Raw genomic sequence first — 15934 nt, 5'->3', positions numbered from 1 at the left:
TTTCACATAGGTGACGGTGCATCGGGCGATACACCGAGGAGGAGCTGGACGATGCGGCGGGTGTGCGCATCCTCCAGACCGACTCCGCGCATGGATGAGCGGTAGAGGCTGTATCCGGACAGGGCGTCGATCACGTCGTCGGCGTCGACGTCCTGGCTGATCTGCCGGCGCTCCTTGCCGCGCGCGATGATCTCGCGGGCACGGACGCGTCGAGCGGCGAAGTAGCGCTCCCAGATGTGCGGGCGCACCTCGGGCGCGAGCATCGCGGACAGCAGCGAGCCGGACGCGTTCCGCTCGTCGGAATCGGGCTGCAGCCCGCTCGTGATCTCGTCGTTGATCGCGATCAGATCGGAGACGACGTCGCCACTGTCCACCGACTCGGCAGAGGCTGGGAGTGTGCGTGCGATGGCGGCGGCGGCGAGTTCACCGGGGGTGCTGAACCTCCGGTAGACGGCGGCCTTGCCACAGCCGACCGTGGCGGCCAGCTGCTCGATGCGCAGTCCTGCGAATCCGCTCGCGGTGAGCACGCGCAGCGCCTCTTCGAGGATGCGCTCGGTGAGATCGGTGTCTCTGGGTCGTCCGCCCCGGGGGCGAGCCTCTTCGCTCATGTGGGGGAAGGTAGCAGGATTTCGACAGAAACGGAACGGTTCGTTTCATATTTGTCGTCCTGGTGACACCGGGAGCACGAATAGACTGCCTCGCAGTGACACGGGGTGCCGCATCGGCGGCTGAGAACACACCCGTCGAACCTGATCTAGTTCGTACTAGCGAAGGGATGTCGCCCATGAGCGATCCTCTGCACCCGTCCGCCGTCCTCGACGACACCGCCCGACTGCTGGAGGCGCTGCGCGCAGCGCCTCCGCTGACGCACTGCATCACCAACAGTGTGGTCACCGGCTTCACCGCCAACGTGCTGCTCGCCGTCGGCGCGGCTCCGGCCATGGTCGACATCGTCGGCGAGGCCGGGATGTTCGCCTCCATCGCCTCCGGGCTGCTGGTGAACCTCGGCACCCCCACGCCGGAGCAGCGCGCGGCGATGCTGGAGGCGGTGGGCGGAGCATCCGCCGCCGGCACGCCGTGGGTGCTCGACCCGGTGGCGATCGGGGTGCTCCCGATCCGCACCGATCTGGCCCGTGACCTGGTGGGGCGCCGGCCCACAGCCGTCCGGGGCAACGCCTCCGAGATCCTCGCCCTCGCCGGACTCAGCGCCGGCGGTCGTGGCGTCGACGCGACCGACGACACGGATGCCGCATCCGACGCCGCCCGGCATCTGGCGCGCGAGCACGGCAGCGTCGTCGCCGTCTCCGGCCCCGTCGACCTGCTCACCGACGGTGAGAGCGAGGTGCGCATCGCCAACGGCACCGCCCTGCTCACCCGGGTCACCGGTGGCGGCTGCGCCCTCGGCGCCGTGATGGCGGCGTTCCTCGGCGCGGCGCGCGGCACGGGCATCCCGGCGCTGCACGTCGTCGCTGCAGCCTCCGTCGTCTACGAGATCGCCGCGGAACGCGCCGCCGCAGTGTCCGACGGACCGGGCAGCTTCGCCGTCGCCCTGCTCGACGCGCTCGCCGCGGTCTCGCCGGCGGATGTGGCGGACGCCCGCGTCGACGTCGTCGCGCTGGAGGTCGCACGATGAGCCTCGACCTCTCGCTCTACCTGGTCACGGATGCCGCGCTGAGCGGCCCTCGCGGAGTCGCCGTGGTCGTCGCGGAGTCCGTCGCGGGCGGCGCACGTATCGTGCAGCTGCGCGACAAGCACGCGACGGATGCCGAGGTCGTGGAGCAGCTCGTCGAGCTCTCTGCCGTGATCGACGGGCGTGCCCTGCTCGTCGTCGACGATCGGCTCGATGCCGCACTCGAGGCCCGCCGCCGCGGTGCGCGCGTCGACGGGGTGCACGTCGGTCAGTCCGACGCCTCGGTGCTGGACGCCCGCGCGGCGCTCGGACCGGACGCGATCGTCGGCCTCACCGCGAACCGACCCGAGCACCTCGACGCGGCGCGCGCGCTGCCCGCCGGAACGGTCGACTATCTGGGCGTCGGGGTCGTGCATCCGACCACGACCAAGGCCAACCATCCGCCGGCACTCGGCGTGGACGGATGGGCCGCCTTCACCGCGCACAGCCCGCTGCCGTGCGTCGCGATCGGCGGGATCGGCCTCGATGACGTCGCCCCGCTGCGCGCAGCGGGTGCCGCGGGCGTCGCGGTGGTCTCCGCGATCTGCGCCGCCGACGACCCGCGAGCCACGAGCCGTGCGTTCCTGCGCGCCTGGCACGGCGGCCGTGCGCCGCGGGTGCTGAGCATCGCCGGCAGCGATCCGTCCGGCGGTGCCGGCATCCAGGCCGACCTCAAGTCGATCGCCGCGAACGGCGGCTACGGCATGGCGGCGATCACCGCGCTGACGGCGCAGAGCACGCAGGGCGTGCGCAGCGTGCACGTGCCGCCGGCGGACTTCCTCGGCGAGCAGCTCGACGCGCTCGCCGACGACGTGGACATCGACGCCGTGAAGATCGGGATGCTCGCAGACGCGGAGATCATCCGCACGGTGCGGGAATGGCTCGACCGGGTGCGCCCCGAGACCGTGGTCCTGGACCCGGTGATGGTCGCCACCAGCGGTGACAGGCTGCTGGACGCCGCCGCCGAGGACGCGCTGCGCGGGCTGCTTCCGCTGGCCGACGTCGTCACGCCGAACCTGCCCGAGCTGGCTGTGCTCGCCGGTGAGCCCCAGGCAGGCGACTGGGAGCAGGCGCTGGAACAGGCCGCCCGTCTCTCGGAGCGGTACGGAGTGCTGGTGCTGGTCAAGGGCGGGCACCTGGATTCCGCCGATGCGCCGGACGCGTTGGTCGGCCCCGACGGTGCGCTCGCTGCGTTCTCCGATCCGCGGATCGTCACGGACAACACGCACGGCACCGGATGCTCGCTCTCGTCGGCCCTCGCCTCGCGTCGCGCGCGAGGCGCCGATTGGCCGACGGCGGTCGCCGAGGCACGGGCGTGGCTGCGCGAGTCGATCGCCGCCGGCTCCGACCTCGACGTCGGCCGCGGCCATGGCCCGGTGTCGCACTTCGCGGGCCTCTGGGCGCGCGGCGGGATCGACACGGTGCCGACCGCGGAGCGTGTCGCCGACGACTGGTGGCAGCGGATCGCCGGCATCCGCCGTGGGATCGACGACCTGCCCTTCATCCGAGCCCTCGCCGACGGCACGCTGCCGCGGGACGCGTTCGTCTTCTACCTCGGACAGGACGCGCTGTACCTGCGCGAGTACGCACGAGTGCTGGCGGCCGCGGCGTCTCTGGCCCCGACCTCCACGGAGCAGGCGTTCTGGGCGCAGGGGGCGCAGGGCGCGATCGCAGGCGAGCTCGAACTGCACGAGTCCTGGCTGAGCGAGGAACGCACGTTCGCGGCGGATCCTGGCCCGGTGACGACCGCCTATCTCGACCATCTCCGGTCGGTCGCGTTCGGCGGTGACTACGCGGAGCTCGTCGCGGCCGTGCTGCCCTGTTACTGGCTGTACGCCGATCTGGGGGAGAGGCTCGGCGCCGGCGACTTCGGCGCCCACGCGCTGGACCCCGACCATCCCTACGCATCCTGGCTCGCGACCTATGCCGATCCCGCGTTCGCCGAGGCGAACCGGCGCGCGATCGCGATCGTGACCGCAGCGGCGGCGGATGCCGCGCCTGAGACGCGCGCTCGCATGTACGCGGCGTTCGAGCGCGCCGCGCAGCTCGAGCTGGACTTCTTCGCCGCTCCGCTGCCGGAGGCCGCCGCAGTTCTGTGACGACCGGGATTTGCGCATGCCGCGACGAGGGCGATATCGTCGCGACATGCCTTCGGCCGTCATCGCTCCCGCCTCGCGGTTCCTGAGCGAGCGTAGCGAGACGAAGTGCGTGGTGAGCGCTGCTCCTGTGCGCCGACGCCGCAGCGGCCGCCGACTCTAGGCGACCCTGCGCTCCCGTCCTGCGTTCGGACGGGGAGAGTGCCGGTGTCGCCGCCCCGGTCCTCCCCACCTCCGACCGTTAAGGTAGATCCATGACGTTTTCCGTCGCCGTCTCCGGCGCTTCCGGCTATGCGGGCGGCGAGATCCTGCGCCTCCTCGCCGCGCATCCCGACATCGAGATCCGCACCGTCACCGCACACTCCAACGCCGGCCAGCCGCTCGTGCAGCACCAGCCGCACCTGCGTTCGCTCGCCCACCTGACGCTGCAGGACACCACCCCCGAGATCCTCTCCGGGCACGACATCGTCTTCCTCGCGCTGCCGCACGGACAGTCCGGGCAGTACACCGACGCGCTCGGCGACGCGCCCCTCGTGATCGACGCGGGCGCCGATCACCGGCTCACCTCACAGGATGCCTGGGACGCGTTCTACGGCGGCGGCTTCCACGAGCCATGGACCTACGGCGTGCCCGAGCTCACCGTCGACGGTGTGAAGCAGCGCGAGTACCTGCGCGGAGCCACCCGCATCGCCGCCCCGGGCTGCAATGCGTCGACCGTGAGCCTCAGCCTCGCTCCCGGCGTCGCCGCGGGCATCATCGATCCGGGCGACATCGTCACCGTGCTCGCGGTCGGGCCGTCCGGAGCGGGTAAGAGCCTCAAGCCGCACCTGCTCGGCAGCGAACTGCTCGGCACCGCCAACCCCTACGCCGTCGGCGGCACCCACCGGCACATCCCCGAGATCCGCCAGGCCCTCGCCGCGGCTGGCGGGGTCGCGGGCAACGGCATCCGCATCTCCTTCACACCAGTGCTCGTGCCGATGGCCCGCGGCATCCTCGCCACCTCGACGGCGCCGATCGTGCCCGGTGCGAGCGACTCCGACATCCGGGACGCCTGGCAGCAGGCCTACGGCGACGAGACCTTCGTGCAGCTGCTCCCGGAGGGGCACTTCCCGCGCACCGCGGACGTGCTCGGCGCGAACACCGCGCTGATCGGACTCGCGATCGACCGCGCCGCGAACCGCGTCACCGTGGTGACCGCCGTCGACAATCTCGTCAAGGGCACCGCAGGCGCTGCCGTCCAGTCCATGAACATCGCGCTCGGCCTTCCCGAGGACCGCGCCCTCACCGTGAACGGAGTCGCACCGTGACCGTCACCGCACCCCAGGGTTTCGAGGCGGCCGGCGTCGCCGCCGGCCTGAAGTCGACAGGGAAGCCCGACGTCGCCGTGGTCGTGAACCGCGGCCCGCGCAAGATCGGCACCGCCGTGTTCACCAGCAACCGCGCCAAGGCCAACCCGATCCTGTGGTCGCAGCAGGTCGTCGCCGACAAGGTCGTGGAGGCCGTCGTGCTCAACTCCGGTGGAGCGAACTGCTTCACCGGCGAGTTCGGTTTCCAGACCAGCCATCTCACCGCGGAGAAGACCGCCGAGCTGCTGGGTGTGAGCGCCGGCGACATCGTGGTCTGCTCCACCGGCCTCATCGGCACCGGCGACGAGGGCTTCCGCGCCAAGGTGCTCGACGGAGTCGAGCGCGGGATCGCCGGGCTGTCGGCCGACGGCGGTCAGTCCGCCGCCGAGGCGATCATGACCACCGACACCGTCTCGAAGACCGCCGTCGTGAGCGGTGACGGCTGGACCATCGGCGGCATGGCGAAGGGAGCCGGGATGCTGGCTCCGGGCCTGGCCACGATGCTCGTCGTGATCACGACCGACGCCGATCTCGAGGCGCACGAGGCGGATGCCGCGCTGCGCCGCGCCACCGGCACCACCTTCGACCGCCTCGACTCCGACGGCTGCATGTCGACCAATGACCAGGTCACGCTGCTCGCCAACGGCGCCAGCGGCGTGAAGCCCGACCTGGACGCCTTCGACGAGGCGCTCGCCGACCTGTGCGCGCAGCTGGCCAAGAAGCTGCAGCAGGATGCCGAGGGCGCGAGCCACGACATCACGATCGAGGTCCGCGGTGCGGCATCCGTCGTCGACGCCGTGGAGGTGGGCCGCTCTGTCGCCCGCAACAACCTCTTCAAGGCCGCGATCTTCGGCAACGACCCGAACTGGGGGCGTGTGCTCGCCGCGATCGGCACCACGAACGCCGAGTTCGACCCGTACGACACCGACGTCTTCATGAACGGCGTCCGCGTCTGCACCGCAGGAGGCCCGGATCGCCCCCGCGAGGAGGTCGACCTGACCCCGCGCGCGACCGATCTCATCATCGACCTGAAGGTCGGAGACGAGACGGCCACGATCCTCACCAACGACCTCACCCACGACTACGTGCACGAGAACAGCGCCTACTCCTCATGACAGATCTGCAGGACACCCCGCCCGACGTGGCCGCCGGGAAGGCCGCCACGCTCATCGAATCGCTGCCGTGGCTGAAGAAGTTCCGCGACCAGATCGTCGTGGTCAAGTACGGCGGCAACGCCATGGTCAGCGATGAGCTGCAGGACGCCTTCGCCCAGGACATCGCCTATCTGCGCTACGTCGGCGTGCAGCCCGTGGTGGTGCACGGCGGCGGCCCGCAGATCTCGAACATGCTCGATCGGCTCGACATCCCCAGCGAGTTCAAGGGCGGCTACCGGGTCACCAACACCGAGGCGATCAGCGTCGTCCGGATGGTGCTCACCGGGCAGGTCAACCCGCAGCTGGTCGGCAAGATCAACTCGCACGGCCCGATCGCGACCGGCCTGAGCGGTGAGGACGCCGGACTGTTCGGCGGGCGCCGCCGCGGCGTCATGATCGACGGCGAAGAGGTCGACCTCGGCCGCGTCGGCGACGTCGTGCAGGTCGACCCCACGCCCGTGCTCGACCACCTCGCCGCGGGCCGCATCCCGGTCGTGTCGTCGATCGCGCCGGATCTCGACCACCCGGGGCAGTCGCTGAACGTGAACGCGGATGCCGCGGCATCCGCCCTCGCCGTGGCGCTGGGCGCGCGCAAGCTCGTGATCCTCACCGACGTGCCCGGCCTGTACGCGGACTGGCCGAACCGCGACTCGCTCGTCTCGCACCTGACCTCGAGCGCGCTCACCGAGATGCTGCCGCGGCTGGAGTCGGGGATGATCCCGAAGATGCGGGCCTGCCTCGACGCGGTCGAGAGCGGCGTCGACGCCGCGGCGATCATCGACGGCCGGGTACCGCACTCGGTGCTCGTCGAGCTGTTCACAAGCAAGGGAATCGGAACGGAAGTGGTGGCGGATGCGTCGCACTGAGCGAGCGGAGCGAGACGAAGTGAGTGACTGGCAGAACGAAGCATCCCGCGACCTGATGAGCCTGGGCGGGCGCCTCGCGCTGCTCACGCACGGCGAGGGCTCGCACGTGTGGGACGCCGACGGCACCCGCTACCTGGACTTCCTCGGCGGCATCGCCGTGAACTGCCTCGGGCACGCGCATCCTGTGTTCGTCGAGGCCGTGTCGCGCCAGGCGGCGACGCTCACGCACATCTCGAACTACTTCGCCTCGCCGGCGCAGCTCGAGCTCGCCGCACGGCTGAAGCGGCTCGCCGGCACGGGGGAGCAGGGCCGGGTGTTCCTCACGAACTCCGGCACCGAGGCCAATGAGACGGCGATCAAGCTCGCCCGCCTGCACGGGCGCGAGACCGGCCGCACCACGATCCTGGTGCTCGACGGAGCGTTCCACGGCCGCACGATGGGTGCGCTCTCGCTGACGCCCAAGGCGATCTACCGCGACCCGTTCCAGCCGGCCGTGCCGGACGTCCGCACCGTCGAGCATTCGATCGAGAGTCTCGAGGCGGCCTTCGACGACAGCGTCGCGGCGATCTTCATCGAGCCCATCCAGGGCGAGGCGGGCGTCATCGAGCTGCCGGACGGCTTCCTGCGGCGGGCCCGTGAGCTCGCGACGCAGCACGGCGCACTGCTGATCCTCGACGAGGTGCAGACCGGATCCGGACGCACGGGCGAGTGGTTCGCGTTCCAGCGATTCGGGGTCACCCCTGACGCCATCACACTGGCGAAGAGCATCGGTGCGGGCTTCCCGCTCGGCGCGCTCGTCACCTTCGGCGCCGCCAGCGACCTTTTCTACCCCGGCACGCACAACTCGACGTTCGGCGGCAACCCGCTGGCATCGGCGGTGGCGAACGCGGTGCTCGGCCACATCGAGGACGAGGACCTGCTCGCGAACGTGAACGAGCGCGGCGCCGAGCTGCGCGCCGGCGTCGAGAACCTGCCGCTCGTCACCGGCACCCGCGGTGCGGGTCTGCTGATCGGCATCACCCTGTCGCATCCGGTCGCCGCCGCGGTGCGCGAGGCCGCGCAGGCGCGCGGGCTCATCATCAACGCCCCCACCGAGGACGCGATCCGCATCGCCCCCGCCTACACGATCGGCGACGCCGAGGTGGCGGAGTTCCTCGACCTGTTCGGCCAGGCGCTCGGCGCCGTGGCATCCACTCTCACCCCTACGGAGACCCCCGCATGACCCGCCACCTGCTGCGCGACGACGACCTGACCCCCGCCGAGCAGGCCGAGATCCTCGATCTCGCGCTCGAGCTGAAGAAGGACCGCTGGGCGAACAAGGCGCTGGCGGGTCCGCAGACCGTGGCCGTGATCTTCGACAAGTCGTCCACCCGCACCCGCGTGTCGTTCGCGGTCGGCATCGCCGACCTGGGCGGCTCGCCGCTGATCATCTCGACGGCGAACAGCCAGCTCGGTGGCAAGGAGACCCCCTCCGACACCGCCCGGGTGCTGGAGCGCCAGGTCGCCGCGATCGTGTGGCGCACCTACGCCCAGTCGGGTCTGGAGGAGATGGCCCGCGGCACCCGCGTGCCGGTGATCAACGCGCTCTCCGACGACTTCCACCCCTGCCAGCTGCTGGCGGACCTGCTCACGATCCGCGAGCACAAGGGCGAGCTCGCCGATCTCACGTTGACCTTCTTCGGTGACGCCCGCAGCAACATGGCGCACTCCTACCTGCTGGCCGGCGTCACCGCCGGGATGCACGTGCGCATGGCCTCACCCGAGGCGTACGCGCCCCGCGCGGACGTGGTGGTCGACGCCGAGCGCCGCGCCGCCGAGACCGGCGGCTCGGTCACCCTGCTCGACGATCCCCGCGAGGCCGCACTCGGCGCCGATGTGATCGTGACCGACACCTGGGTGTCGATGGGCAAGGAGGAGGAGAAGAAGCAGCGCCTGCGCGACCTCGGCGGGTTCAAGGTGACCTCCGAGATCATGAGCCTGTCCGACCCCGAGTCGATCTTCATCCACTGCCTGCCCGCCGACCGCGGCTACGAGGTCGACTCCGAGGTCATCGACGGGCCGCAGAGCGTCGTCTGGGACGAGGCCGAGAACCGCCTGCACGCGCAGAAGGCGCTGCTGGTGTGGCTGCTCGACAAGCAGGAGGCGGCAGAAGCGTGCGATGCACTGAGCGAGCGGAGCGAGTCGAAGTGACCGACAACCACGGCACAAACGAGGGTGCGCTCTGGGGCGCGCGCTTCGCCGGCGGGCCCTCACCCGAGCTGGCCGAGCTGAGCCGTTCCACGCACTTCGACTGGATCCTCGCGCCCTACGACATCGCGGGTTCGCACGCGCACGCCACGGCCCTGGAGGCCGCGGGGTATCTGGAGGCCGATGAGGCCGCACGGATGCACGCCGGACTCGATGCACTCGCAGCGAAGATCGCGGACGGCACGCTGCTGCCCGATCCCGGTGACGAGGACGTGCACGGGGCGCTCGAGAAGGCTCTCATCGCCGAGGTCGGCGCCGAGCTGGGCGGCCGCCTGCGGGCCGGCCGCAGCCGCAACGACCAGATCGCCACGCTGGTGCGGATGTATCTGATCGACCACGCGAAGGTGATCGCCCGCGATCTGCTGCGGGTCGTCGACGCCCTGGTCGCACAGGCCGAGGCGCACCCGGACGCGATCCTTCCCGGGCGCACGCACCTGCAGCACGCGCAGCCCGTGCTGCTCGCGCACCACCTGCAGGCGCACGCCTGGCCGCTCGTGCGCGAGCTCGAGCGACTGGTCGACTGGCGCCGCCGCGCCGGCGTCTCGCCGTACGGCGGCGGTGCGCTGGCGGGTTCGACGCTGGGACTCGACCCTGCGCTGGTGGCCCGCGAACTGGGCCTCGACCGTCCGGCGGAGAACTCCCTCGACGGCACCGCGGCCCGCGACGTGGTCGCGGAGTTCGCGTTCATCACGGCGATGACCGGCATCGACCTTTCTCGCCTTTCCGAGGAGATCATCCTCTGGAACACGCGCGAGTTCGGCTTCGTGACCCTCGACGACGCGTACTCGACCGGGTCGAGCATCATGCCGCAGAAGAAGAATCCCGACATCGCCGAGCTCGCCCGCGGCAAGTCCGGGCGCCTGATCGGAAACCTGACCGGTCTGCTCGCGACGCTCAAGGCGCTGCCGCTGGCGTACAACCGCGATCTGCAGGAGGACAAGGAGCCGGTGTTCGACTCTGTCGTCACGCTCGAGGTCGTGCTGCCGGCGTTCGCCGGCATGATCGCCACGCTGCGGTTCGACACGGGGCGGATGGCCGAGCTCGCGCCGCAGGGGTTCTCGCTCGCGACCGACGTCGCGGAGTGGCTGGTCAAGCGCCGGGTGCCGTTCCGCGATGCGCACGAGGTCTCCGGCGCGCTGGTGCGCGCCTGCGAGGAGCGGGGGATCGGACTGGAGGATGCCTCGGACGAGCTGCTGCTGTCGGTCTCGGAGCACCTGACGCCCGAGGTCCGCGAGGTGCTCTCCATCGAGGGTTCCGTGGCATCCCGTTCGGGTGCGGGCGGCACCGCACCGGAGCGTGTGGCGGAGCAGCGCAGCGAGCTGATCGAGCGCGCCCAGGCGGCGGCGCACGCACTCGGACTCTGATCCGACCATGCATGCCCGATGCATGCATATCTCTGAGAAATAGCCATAACACGCATAATTTGAGAATATGCGTGTTATGGTTATGTCATGGTCATCGCCGTGATCGCAGACATCGTCGGCTCGCGCCGGCTGCAGGATCGGGCGGCTGCGCAGCAGCAGCTCGACGACACCATCGCGCGCGTCGAGGAGCGGCATCCGCTCGCGCTGCAGCCGCTCCGGCCCACGGTCGGCGACGAGCAGCAGGGCGTCTACGCGCGGCTGGAGGATGCTCTGGTCTCGCTGCTCCTGGTGCAGCTCGCGCTGCCCGAGGGGGTGGAGTTCCGGTTCGGAGTCGGCATCGGCGAGGTGCGCTCGGTCTCCTCCGCGCACCGCGAGCTCTCGGACGGCACCGCCTGGTACGCCGCTCGCGACGCGATCGAGTCCGTGCAGGAGCGACAGCGCGGCATGCCGGGCATCCGCACCTGGATTGTCGGTGCTCCAGGCCAGGATGAGGTCATGCCCTCCGCCATCGCCGTTTACAACGCCTACCTGCTGCTGCGTGACGACATCGTCACCCAGATGAACGCGCGCGCGAGGCGCCTGACCCTCGGCAGGCTCGAGGGCCTGTCGCAGCAGGATCTCGCGGCGCAGGAGCAGATCACCCAGCCCAGCGTGTCCAAGGCGCTGCGCGGTTCGGGGGCGAACGCGCTGATCGCCGGCATCGAGCAGCTCCGCGGGACGCGCGCATGATTCTCGCCGGACTCCTGCTGTTCGCGATCGGCGCCGTCGACCTGGTGCGCCAATTCGTTCCCGCTCGGCGGCGCTGGGTCGGCTATGCCGTCGCAGGGCTCGCGCTGATCCTGATCGGCTCGTTCTGCAATGCCGCCGGGTACATGGTCGTCGCGGGCGTCGGTGCGGCGGCATGGCTGCTCAGCATGCCGGATCGTCCGGAGGGACGGCAGGGATTCTGGCCGGCGGTGGTCCTCGCCGTGGCATCCGTCGCCTGCGTCGTCCTGCTGGGCGACCGCACTCCCGGCGGATGGCTGCTCGAGTCGCCGTTCGGGCGTGTCTCGCTCGATCTGGCCGTGCTGGTGCTGGGCACCGTCGTCTTCCTGCTGGAGTCCGGCAACGTCGTGGTGCGTGCAGCGCTGGCCGGCGAGCACACCTGGAAGCCGACCGCGGATCAGGGCGGCTTCAAGGGCGGGCGGCTGATCGGTCCGCTGGAGCGGGTGCTCGCGTTCTTGCTCATGCTCGTACCGGCCTACTCGCTGCTCGCCGCGCTGCTCGCGGCGAAGGGCATCGTGCGGTTCCCGGAGATCTCCAAGGACGGCGAGACCGGAGCACGCGCGGAGTACTTCCTGGTGGGCAGCCTGGTCAGCTGGGCGATGGCGCTCGGCGGTGCGCTGCTGGTGTGGTGGGCGGCGAACACCGGCCCTTGAGCGAGCGCGAGCGAGACGGAGGGCACCGCGCTGATAGCCTTGAGCGCGTGTCTGAAACCGCTCTGACGACAGCGCCGGTGGCGCTCGATCCCACGTTCGAGAACGTGTGGGACGAGCTGCTGTGGCGCGGACTCGTCCACGTGTCCACCGATCAGGAAGCGCTGCGCGCGCTGCTCGCCGGGGACCCGATCACGTATTACTGCGGTTTCGATCCCACCGCTCCGAGCCTGCACCTGGGCAACCTCGTGCAGCTGCTGCTGCTGCGTCGCATCCAGCTCGCCGGGCACAAGCCCCTCGGCCTGGTCGGCGGATCGACCGGTCTGATCGGCGACCCGCGTCCGACGGCCGAGCGCACGCTGAACACGCGCGAGACCGTCGAGGAATGGGTGGGCCGGCTGCGCGCCCAGGTCGAGCGCTTCCTCAGCTTCGAGGGCGAGAACTCGGCGCGCATCGTGAACAACCTCGACTGGACGGCGCCGATGTCGGCGATCGACTTCCTGCGCGAGATCGGCAAGCACTACCGCGTCGGCACAATGCTGAAGAAGGACGCGGTCGCCGCGCGCCTGAACTCCGATGCCGGCATCAGCTACACCGAGTTCAGCTACCAGATCCTGCAGGGTATGGACTTCCTCGAGCTGTACCGGCAGTACGACTGCGTGCTGCAGACCGGCGGCAGCGACCAGTGGGGCAACCTCACCAGCGGCACCGATCTGATCCACCGCGTCGAGGGCGTCTCCGCACACGCGATCGGCACGCCGCTGATCACGAACAGCGACGGCACCAAGTTCGGCAAGAGCGAGGGCAACGCGATCTGGCTGGACGCCGACATGTGCAGCCCGTACCGGATGTACCAGTTCTGGCTGGGCACGGCCGATGCCGACGTGATCGAGCGGCTGAAGATCTTCACGTTCCTCACCCGCGCCGAGATCGACGAGTACGCGCAGCTGGTGGAGGCCGAGCCGTTCCGCCGCGCTGCACAGAAGCGTCTGGCCCTCGAGGTCGTCGCGACGGTGCACGGTGCGGAGGCGGCGGCAGCCGTGATCGCGGCATCCGAGGCGCTGTTCGGCCAGGGTGATCTCGCGACGCTGGATGCGGCGACGCTGCGCACGGCCCTCGACGAGCTGCCGAACGCGACGGCGGATGCCGGCACGTCGGTGCTCGACGCGCTGGTGTCGACCGGCCTGGTCTCGAGTGCCTCCGAGGCGCGCCGCGCGATCTCGCAGGGCGGCGTGTCTGTCGACGGGCAGCGCGTCGAGGACGTCGATGCGACCGTCCCGTTCGGTCTTCCCGGTGGTGTCTCCGTGCTGCGCCGCGGCAAGAAGACCCTCGCCGGGGTGTACCGGGGCTGACGCTCAGGAGGGGCGCGAGCGTCGTTGGTAGCGTCGTCGCGTGCCCTTCACTCCGAGCCATGCGATCGTCGCGCTGCCCTTCGTGCGCACGCCGCTGGTGCCGGCGGCGATCGCGATCGGAGCCATGACCCCGGACCTGCCGCTGTTCCTCCGGGGGCTCGGTCCGGACTACGGGTTCCTGCATGCGGTGCCGAACCTGCTCTGGACGAGCCTGATCGCTGCGGTGCTGCTGCTGCTCTGGCGAGTGGTGCTGCGCCCGGCATCCGTCGAGCTGGTGCCGGCATCCGTCGCTGCGCGACTGCCGGACGAGTGGCGGAGCAGGGGAGCGGATGCCGTTCGTCAGACGTTCTGGCGCGACGGAAAGCCCTGGTATCCGCTGCTTCTGCTGGCCTCGCTGATGATCGGCGTCGCCTCGCACATCCTGTGGGACTCGTTCACGCACGAGGGGCGCTGGGGAGTGCAGGCGTTCCCGATCCTCGATGAGTCGTGGGGGAGCATCCTCGGCTACAAGTGGCTGCAGTACGGGTCGGGGCTGATCGGCCTGATCGTCCTGGCGGTGTACGCGGTGCTGTGGCTGCGTCGTCGGCCGATCGGCGCCGCGGAGCAGTCCCTGCCGCGCTGGATCCCCGTCGTCTGGATCGTCGCGCTCCCCGTGCCGCTGGTGCTCGCGGCCGCCGTGGGCTATGCGGTCTGGGGGCCGTTCACCACGCAGTTCACGCCCGCGCATCTCGCGTACCGGACGCTTCCGCCGGTGTGCGGTCTGTGGGGCGTGGCGACGCTCGTGCTGTGCGCGGCGATCGTGATCCGGACGCCGGCGAAGGTGGCCGCCGGAAACCGGTGAGCGCGGATCACCAGGTCGGTTCGTCGCCGCCCCAGGGGCGCGGCGCGGCGAGCGGATGCCCGGGCAGCGCGGAGCGGACCGTGCGGATGCGATGGCCCGCGACGAGGAACTCCTCGGTGTGCGCGGCGGGATCGTCGACGGTCATCGGCCCGGGATCCTCGCTGCGCGACATGCCGAGCAGCTCCGCGGCGACCCGCCGCAGCGACGTGCGCACGAGCTGCGTGCGGCCGGTGCGCCTGCGCAGCGCCATGCAGATCGCGGCCGCCAGCAGATAGCCGGCGGAGTGGTCGAGTGCCTGCGCAGGCAGCACGCCGGGGGTCGTGCCGTCGGGTGACTCCACCATCGCGATCCCGGACTCCGCCTGCACGAGGCTGTCGAATCCGCGCCGCTCGGGCTGATCGACGCCCCACGCGCTGAGCTGCGCGATCACGATTCCCGGACACCGCTCGGCGATCGCGTCGGGGGAGAGCCCGAGCGTCGCGAGTCCGGACGGCCGATAGCCGAGCACGACGACGTCCGCGGCGTCGAGCAGTTCGCCGAACCGCGTCGAGCGCGCGTCCAGGAGCGCGGACCGCTTGCCGTGGCCGCTGTCGAGATGCTGCCATTCGGGTTCCGGCAGGTGTGGGGGATCGATGCGCAGCACGTCCGCGCCCAGTGCGGCGAGGGTGCGGGTGCACACCGGGCCCGCGATAACGCGGGTGAGATCGAGGACGCGGATGCCGGCGAGCGAGCCGGTCACGGGTGCGCGGGCGACGGATGCCGCGTCGAGCATGTCGATCTCGACCAGAGGTGCCCGGCGAAGCGCGGTGTCGTGGACGGGGTCCTCTCGCAGGACGGGGACGGCGAGACCGCCGGCACTGGTGATGCGGGCGACGATCGACGCGGTGCTGCCGTCGGCGAACGCGGCGGCGGGATCACCCTCGTCCAGTTCGAGCGCACGACGGAGTGCCGCCGCGTGATGCGGGTAGTTGGCGTGCGTGCGCACCCACCCGTCCGAGGTGCGCCAGAAACCGGAGAGCGGAGCCCAGACGTTCGGCGCGATGCCGTCGATCGTCAGGAGCGCGGCGCTCCGGTAGGAGGCGGCGATGCGGTCGGGATCTGGGGCGTGGGTGCCGCCGGCTGCGAGCACGGCGGAGACGACGCTGGACCAGGCCAGTTCCCCCGTGCCGAGGCGCGAAGGCAGGGGCACCGGATGCGGGGGAGCGGCCAGTTCGTCCGGTACCGCGCTCTCGAGCCCGAGGTCCGCGCAGATCCGCCGCAGCACAGTCGTCATGCCGCCACGCTACGCCGGGAGACGGGCCCGACACGCCCGAGAACGGAGGCGGATTTGCCGGATGCTCGGGATCCACGTAAGTTATTACATGTTCGCCCCAAGCGGTTGAGCGAAAGGCCGGAAGGTCCAGCTCCCCTCCAAGCGGCGGACCACCTCCCATCACTTGATCCCACGGCTTCGTGGGTCTACGATGGAAGGTCCCGGCTCCGGACAGACTGTTTTGACAGTCTCTGGTCTGCCGGTTATGGTTGTGAAGTTGCCCTGCGCGTCTCCATCAGGTTCTGGTGGGTGTGTGGGTGCGTCCGATCCTT

The 15934-nt window shown here is 70.7% G+C and carries 14 protein-coding genes and 1 riboswitch; of the genes, 12 read left to right on the top strand and 2 right to left on the bottom strand.

Annotated elements, in window-relative coordinates:
- Window positions 1-2: 2 nt before the first annotated feature.
- Window positions 3-608: a TetR/AcrR family transcriptional regulator gene (locus GON06_RS02430; RefSeq protein ID WP_157310725.1), complete on the bottom strand. Its 606-nt coding sequence runs from the start codon at window positions 606-608 to the stop codon at window positions 3-5.
- A gap of 91 nt (window positions 609-699) precedes the next feature.
- A riboswitch (TPP riboswitch) is annotated at window positions 700-793 on the top strand.
- Between GON06_RS02430 and thiM the strand changes: the two genes are divergently transcribed.
- The 12 genes from thiM to GON06_RS02370 all read left to right on the top strand — a co-directional run bounded on the left by thiM (window position 785) and on the right by GON06_RS02370 (window position 14350).
- Complete coding sequence (gene thiM / locus GON06_RS02425) at window positions 785-1633, top strand: hydroxyethylthiazole kinase (protein ID WP_157310724.1); 849 nt, start codon at window positions 785-787, stop codon at window positions 1631-1633. Its footprint overlaps the riboswitch before it by 9 nt.
- A complete protein-coding gene (locus GON06_RS02420) occupies window positions 1630-3768 on the top strand; it encodes a bifunctional hydroxymethylpyrimidine kinase/phosphomethylpyrimidine kinase (protein ID WP_157310723.1) in 2139 nt (712 codons plus the stop codon). The genes thiM and GON06_RS02420 overlap by 4 nt, the downstream gene beginning before the upstream one ends.
- A 251-nt stretch (window positions 3769-4019) precedes the next feature.
- Entirely contained in the window at window positions 4020-5072 is a 1053-nt protein-coding gene (argC, locus tag GON06_RS02415; protein WP_157310722.1) for an N-acetyl-gamma-glutamyl-phosphate reductase, read from the top strand.
- Window positions 5069-6226: a bifunctional glutamate N-acetyltransferase/amino-acid acetyltransferase ArgJ gene (gene argJ / locus GON06_RS02410; protein WP_332837093.1), complete on the top strand. Its 1158-nt coding sequence runs from the start codon at window positions 5069-5071 to the stop codon at window positions 6224-6226. Before argC ends, argJ begins: the two co-directional genes overlap by 4 nt.
- Window positions 6223-7131, top strand: coding sequence for an acetylglutamate kinase (gene argB, locus GON06_RS02405; protein ID WP_157310721.1), 909 nt, complete (start codon window positions 6223-6225; stop codon window positions 7129-7131). The genes argJ and argB overlap by 4 nt, the downstream gene beginning before the upstream one ends.
- A gap of 19 nt (window positions 7132-7150) precedes the next feature.
- Window positions 7151-8353 (top strand): acetylornithine transaminase, encoded by a 1203-nt coding sequence (locus GON06_RS02400; protein ID WP_332837092.1) that lies wholly within the window; start codon window positions 7151-7153, stop codon window positions 8351-8353.
- Entirely contained in the window at window positions 8350-9321 is a 972-nt protein-coding gene (gene argF, locus GON06_RS02395; protein ID WP_157310719.1) for an ornithine carbamoyltransferase, read from the top strand. Before GON06_RS02400 ends, argF begins: the two co-directional genes overlap by 4 nt.
- Window positions 9318-10742 (top strand): argininosuccinate lyase, encoded by a 1425-nt coding sequence (gene argH / locus GON06_RS02390; RefSeq protein ID WP_332837091.1) that lies wholly within the window; start codon window positions 9318-9320, stop codon window positions 10740-10742. Before argF ends, argH begins: the two co-directional genes overlap by 4 nt.
- Before the next feature lie 87 nt (window positions 10743-10829).
- Window positions 10830-11471, top strand: a complete 642-nt coding sequence (locus GON06_RS02385; RefSeq protein WP_157310718.1) for a SatD family protein — start codon at window positions 10830-10832, stop codon at window positions 11469-11471.
- The gene (locus tag GON06_RS02380; protein ID WP_157310717.1) at window positions 11468-12160 is read left to right on the top strand and encodes a hypothetical protein; all 693 of its coding nucleotides are present in this window, start codon (window positions 11468-11470) and stop codon (window positions 12158-12160) included. The genes GON06_RS02385 and GON06_RS02380 overlap by 4 nt, the downstream gene beginning before the upstream one ends.
- Window positions 12161-12207: 47 nt before the next feature.
- Entirely contained in the window at window positions 12208-13509 is a 1302-nt protein-coding gene (gene tyrS, locus GON06_RS02375; protein ID WP_332837090.1) for a tyrosine--tRNA ligase, read from the top strand.
- Window positions 13510-13549: 40 nt separating this feature from the next.
- Window positions 13550-14350, top strand: a complete 801-nt coding sequence (locus GON06_RS02370; protein WP_332837089.1) for a DUF4184 family protein — start codon at window positions 13550-13552, stop codon at window positions 14348-14350.
- Between the two features lie 7 nt (window positions 14351-14357).
- Here the strand turns inward: GON06_RS02370 and GON06_RS02365 are convergent, their stop codons facing one another.
- Window positions 14358-15623: a CoA transferase gene (locus GON06_RS02365; RefSeq protein ID WP_157310716.1), complete on the bottom strand. Its 1266-nt coding sequence runs from the start codon at window positions 15621-15623 to the stop codon at window positions 14358-14360.
- Window positions 15624-15934 lie beyond the last annotated feature (311 nt).

It is taken from the genome of Microbacterium sp. MAH-37, assembly GCF_009758255.1.
GTDB lineage: Bacteria > Actinomycetota > Actinomycetes > Actinomycetales > Microbacteriaceae > Microbacterium.
The sequence above is the reverse complement of the archived record's forward strand: the minus strand, read 5'-3'. Positions and strand labels throughout refer to the sequence as shown.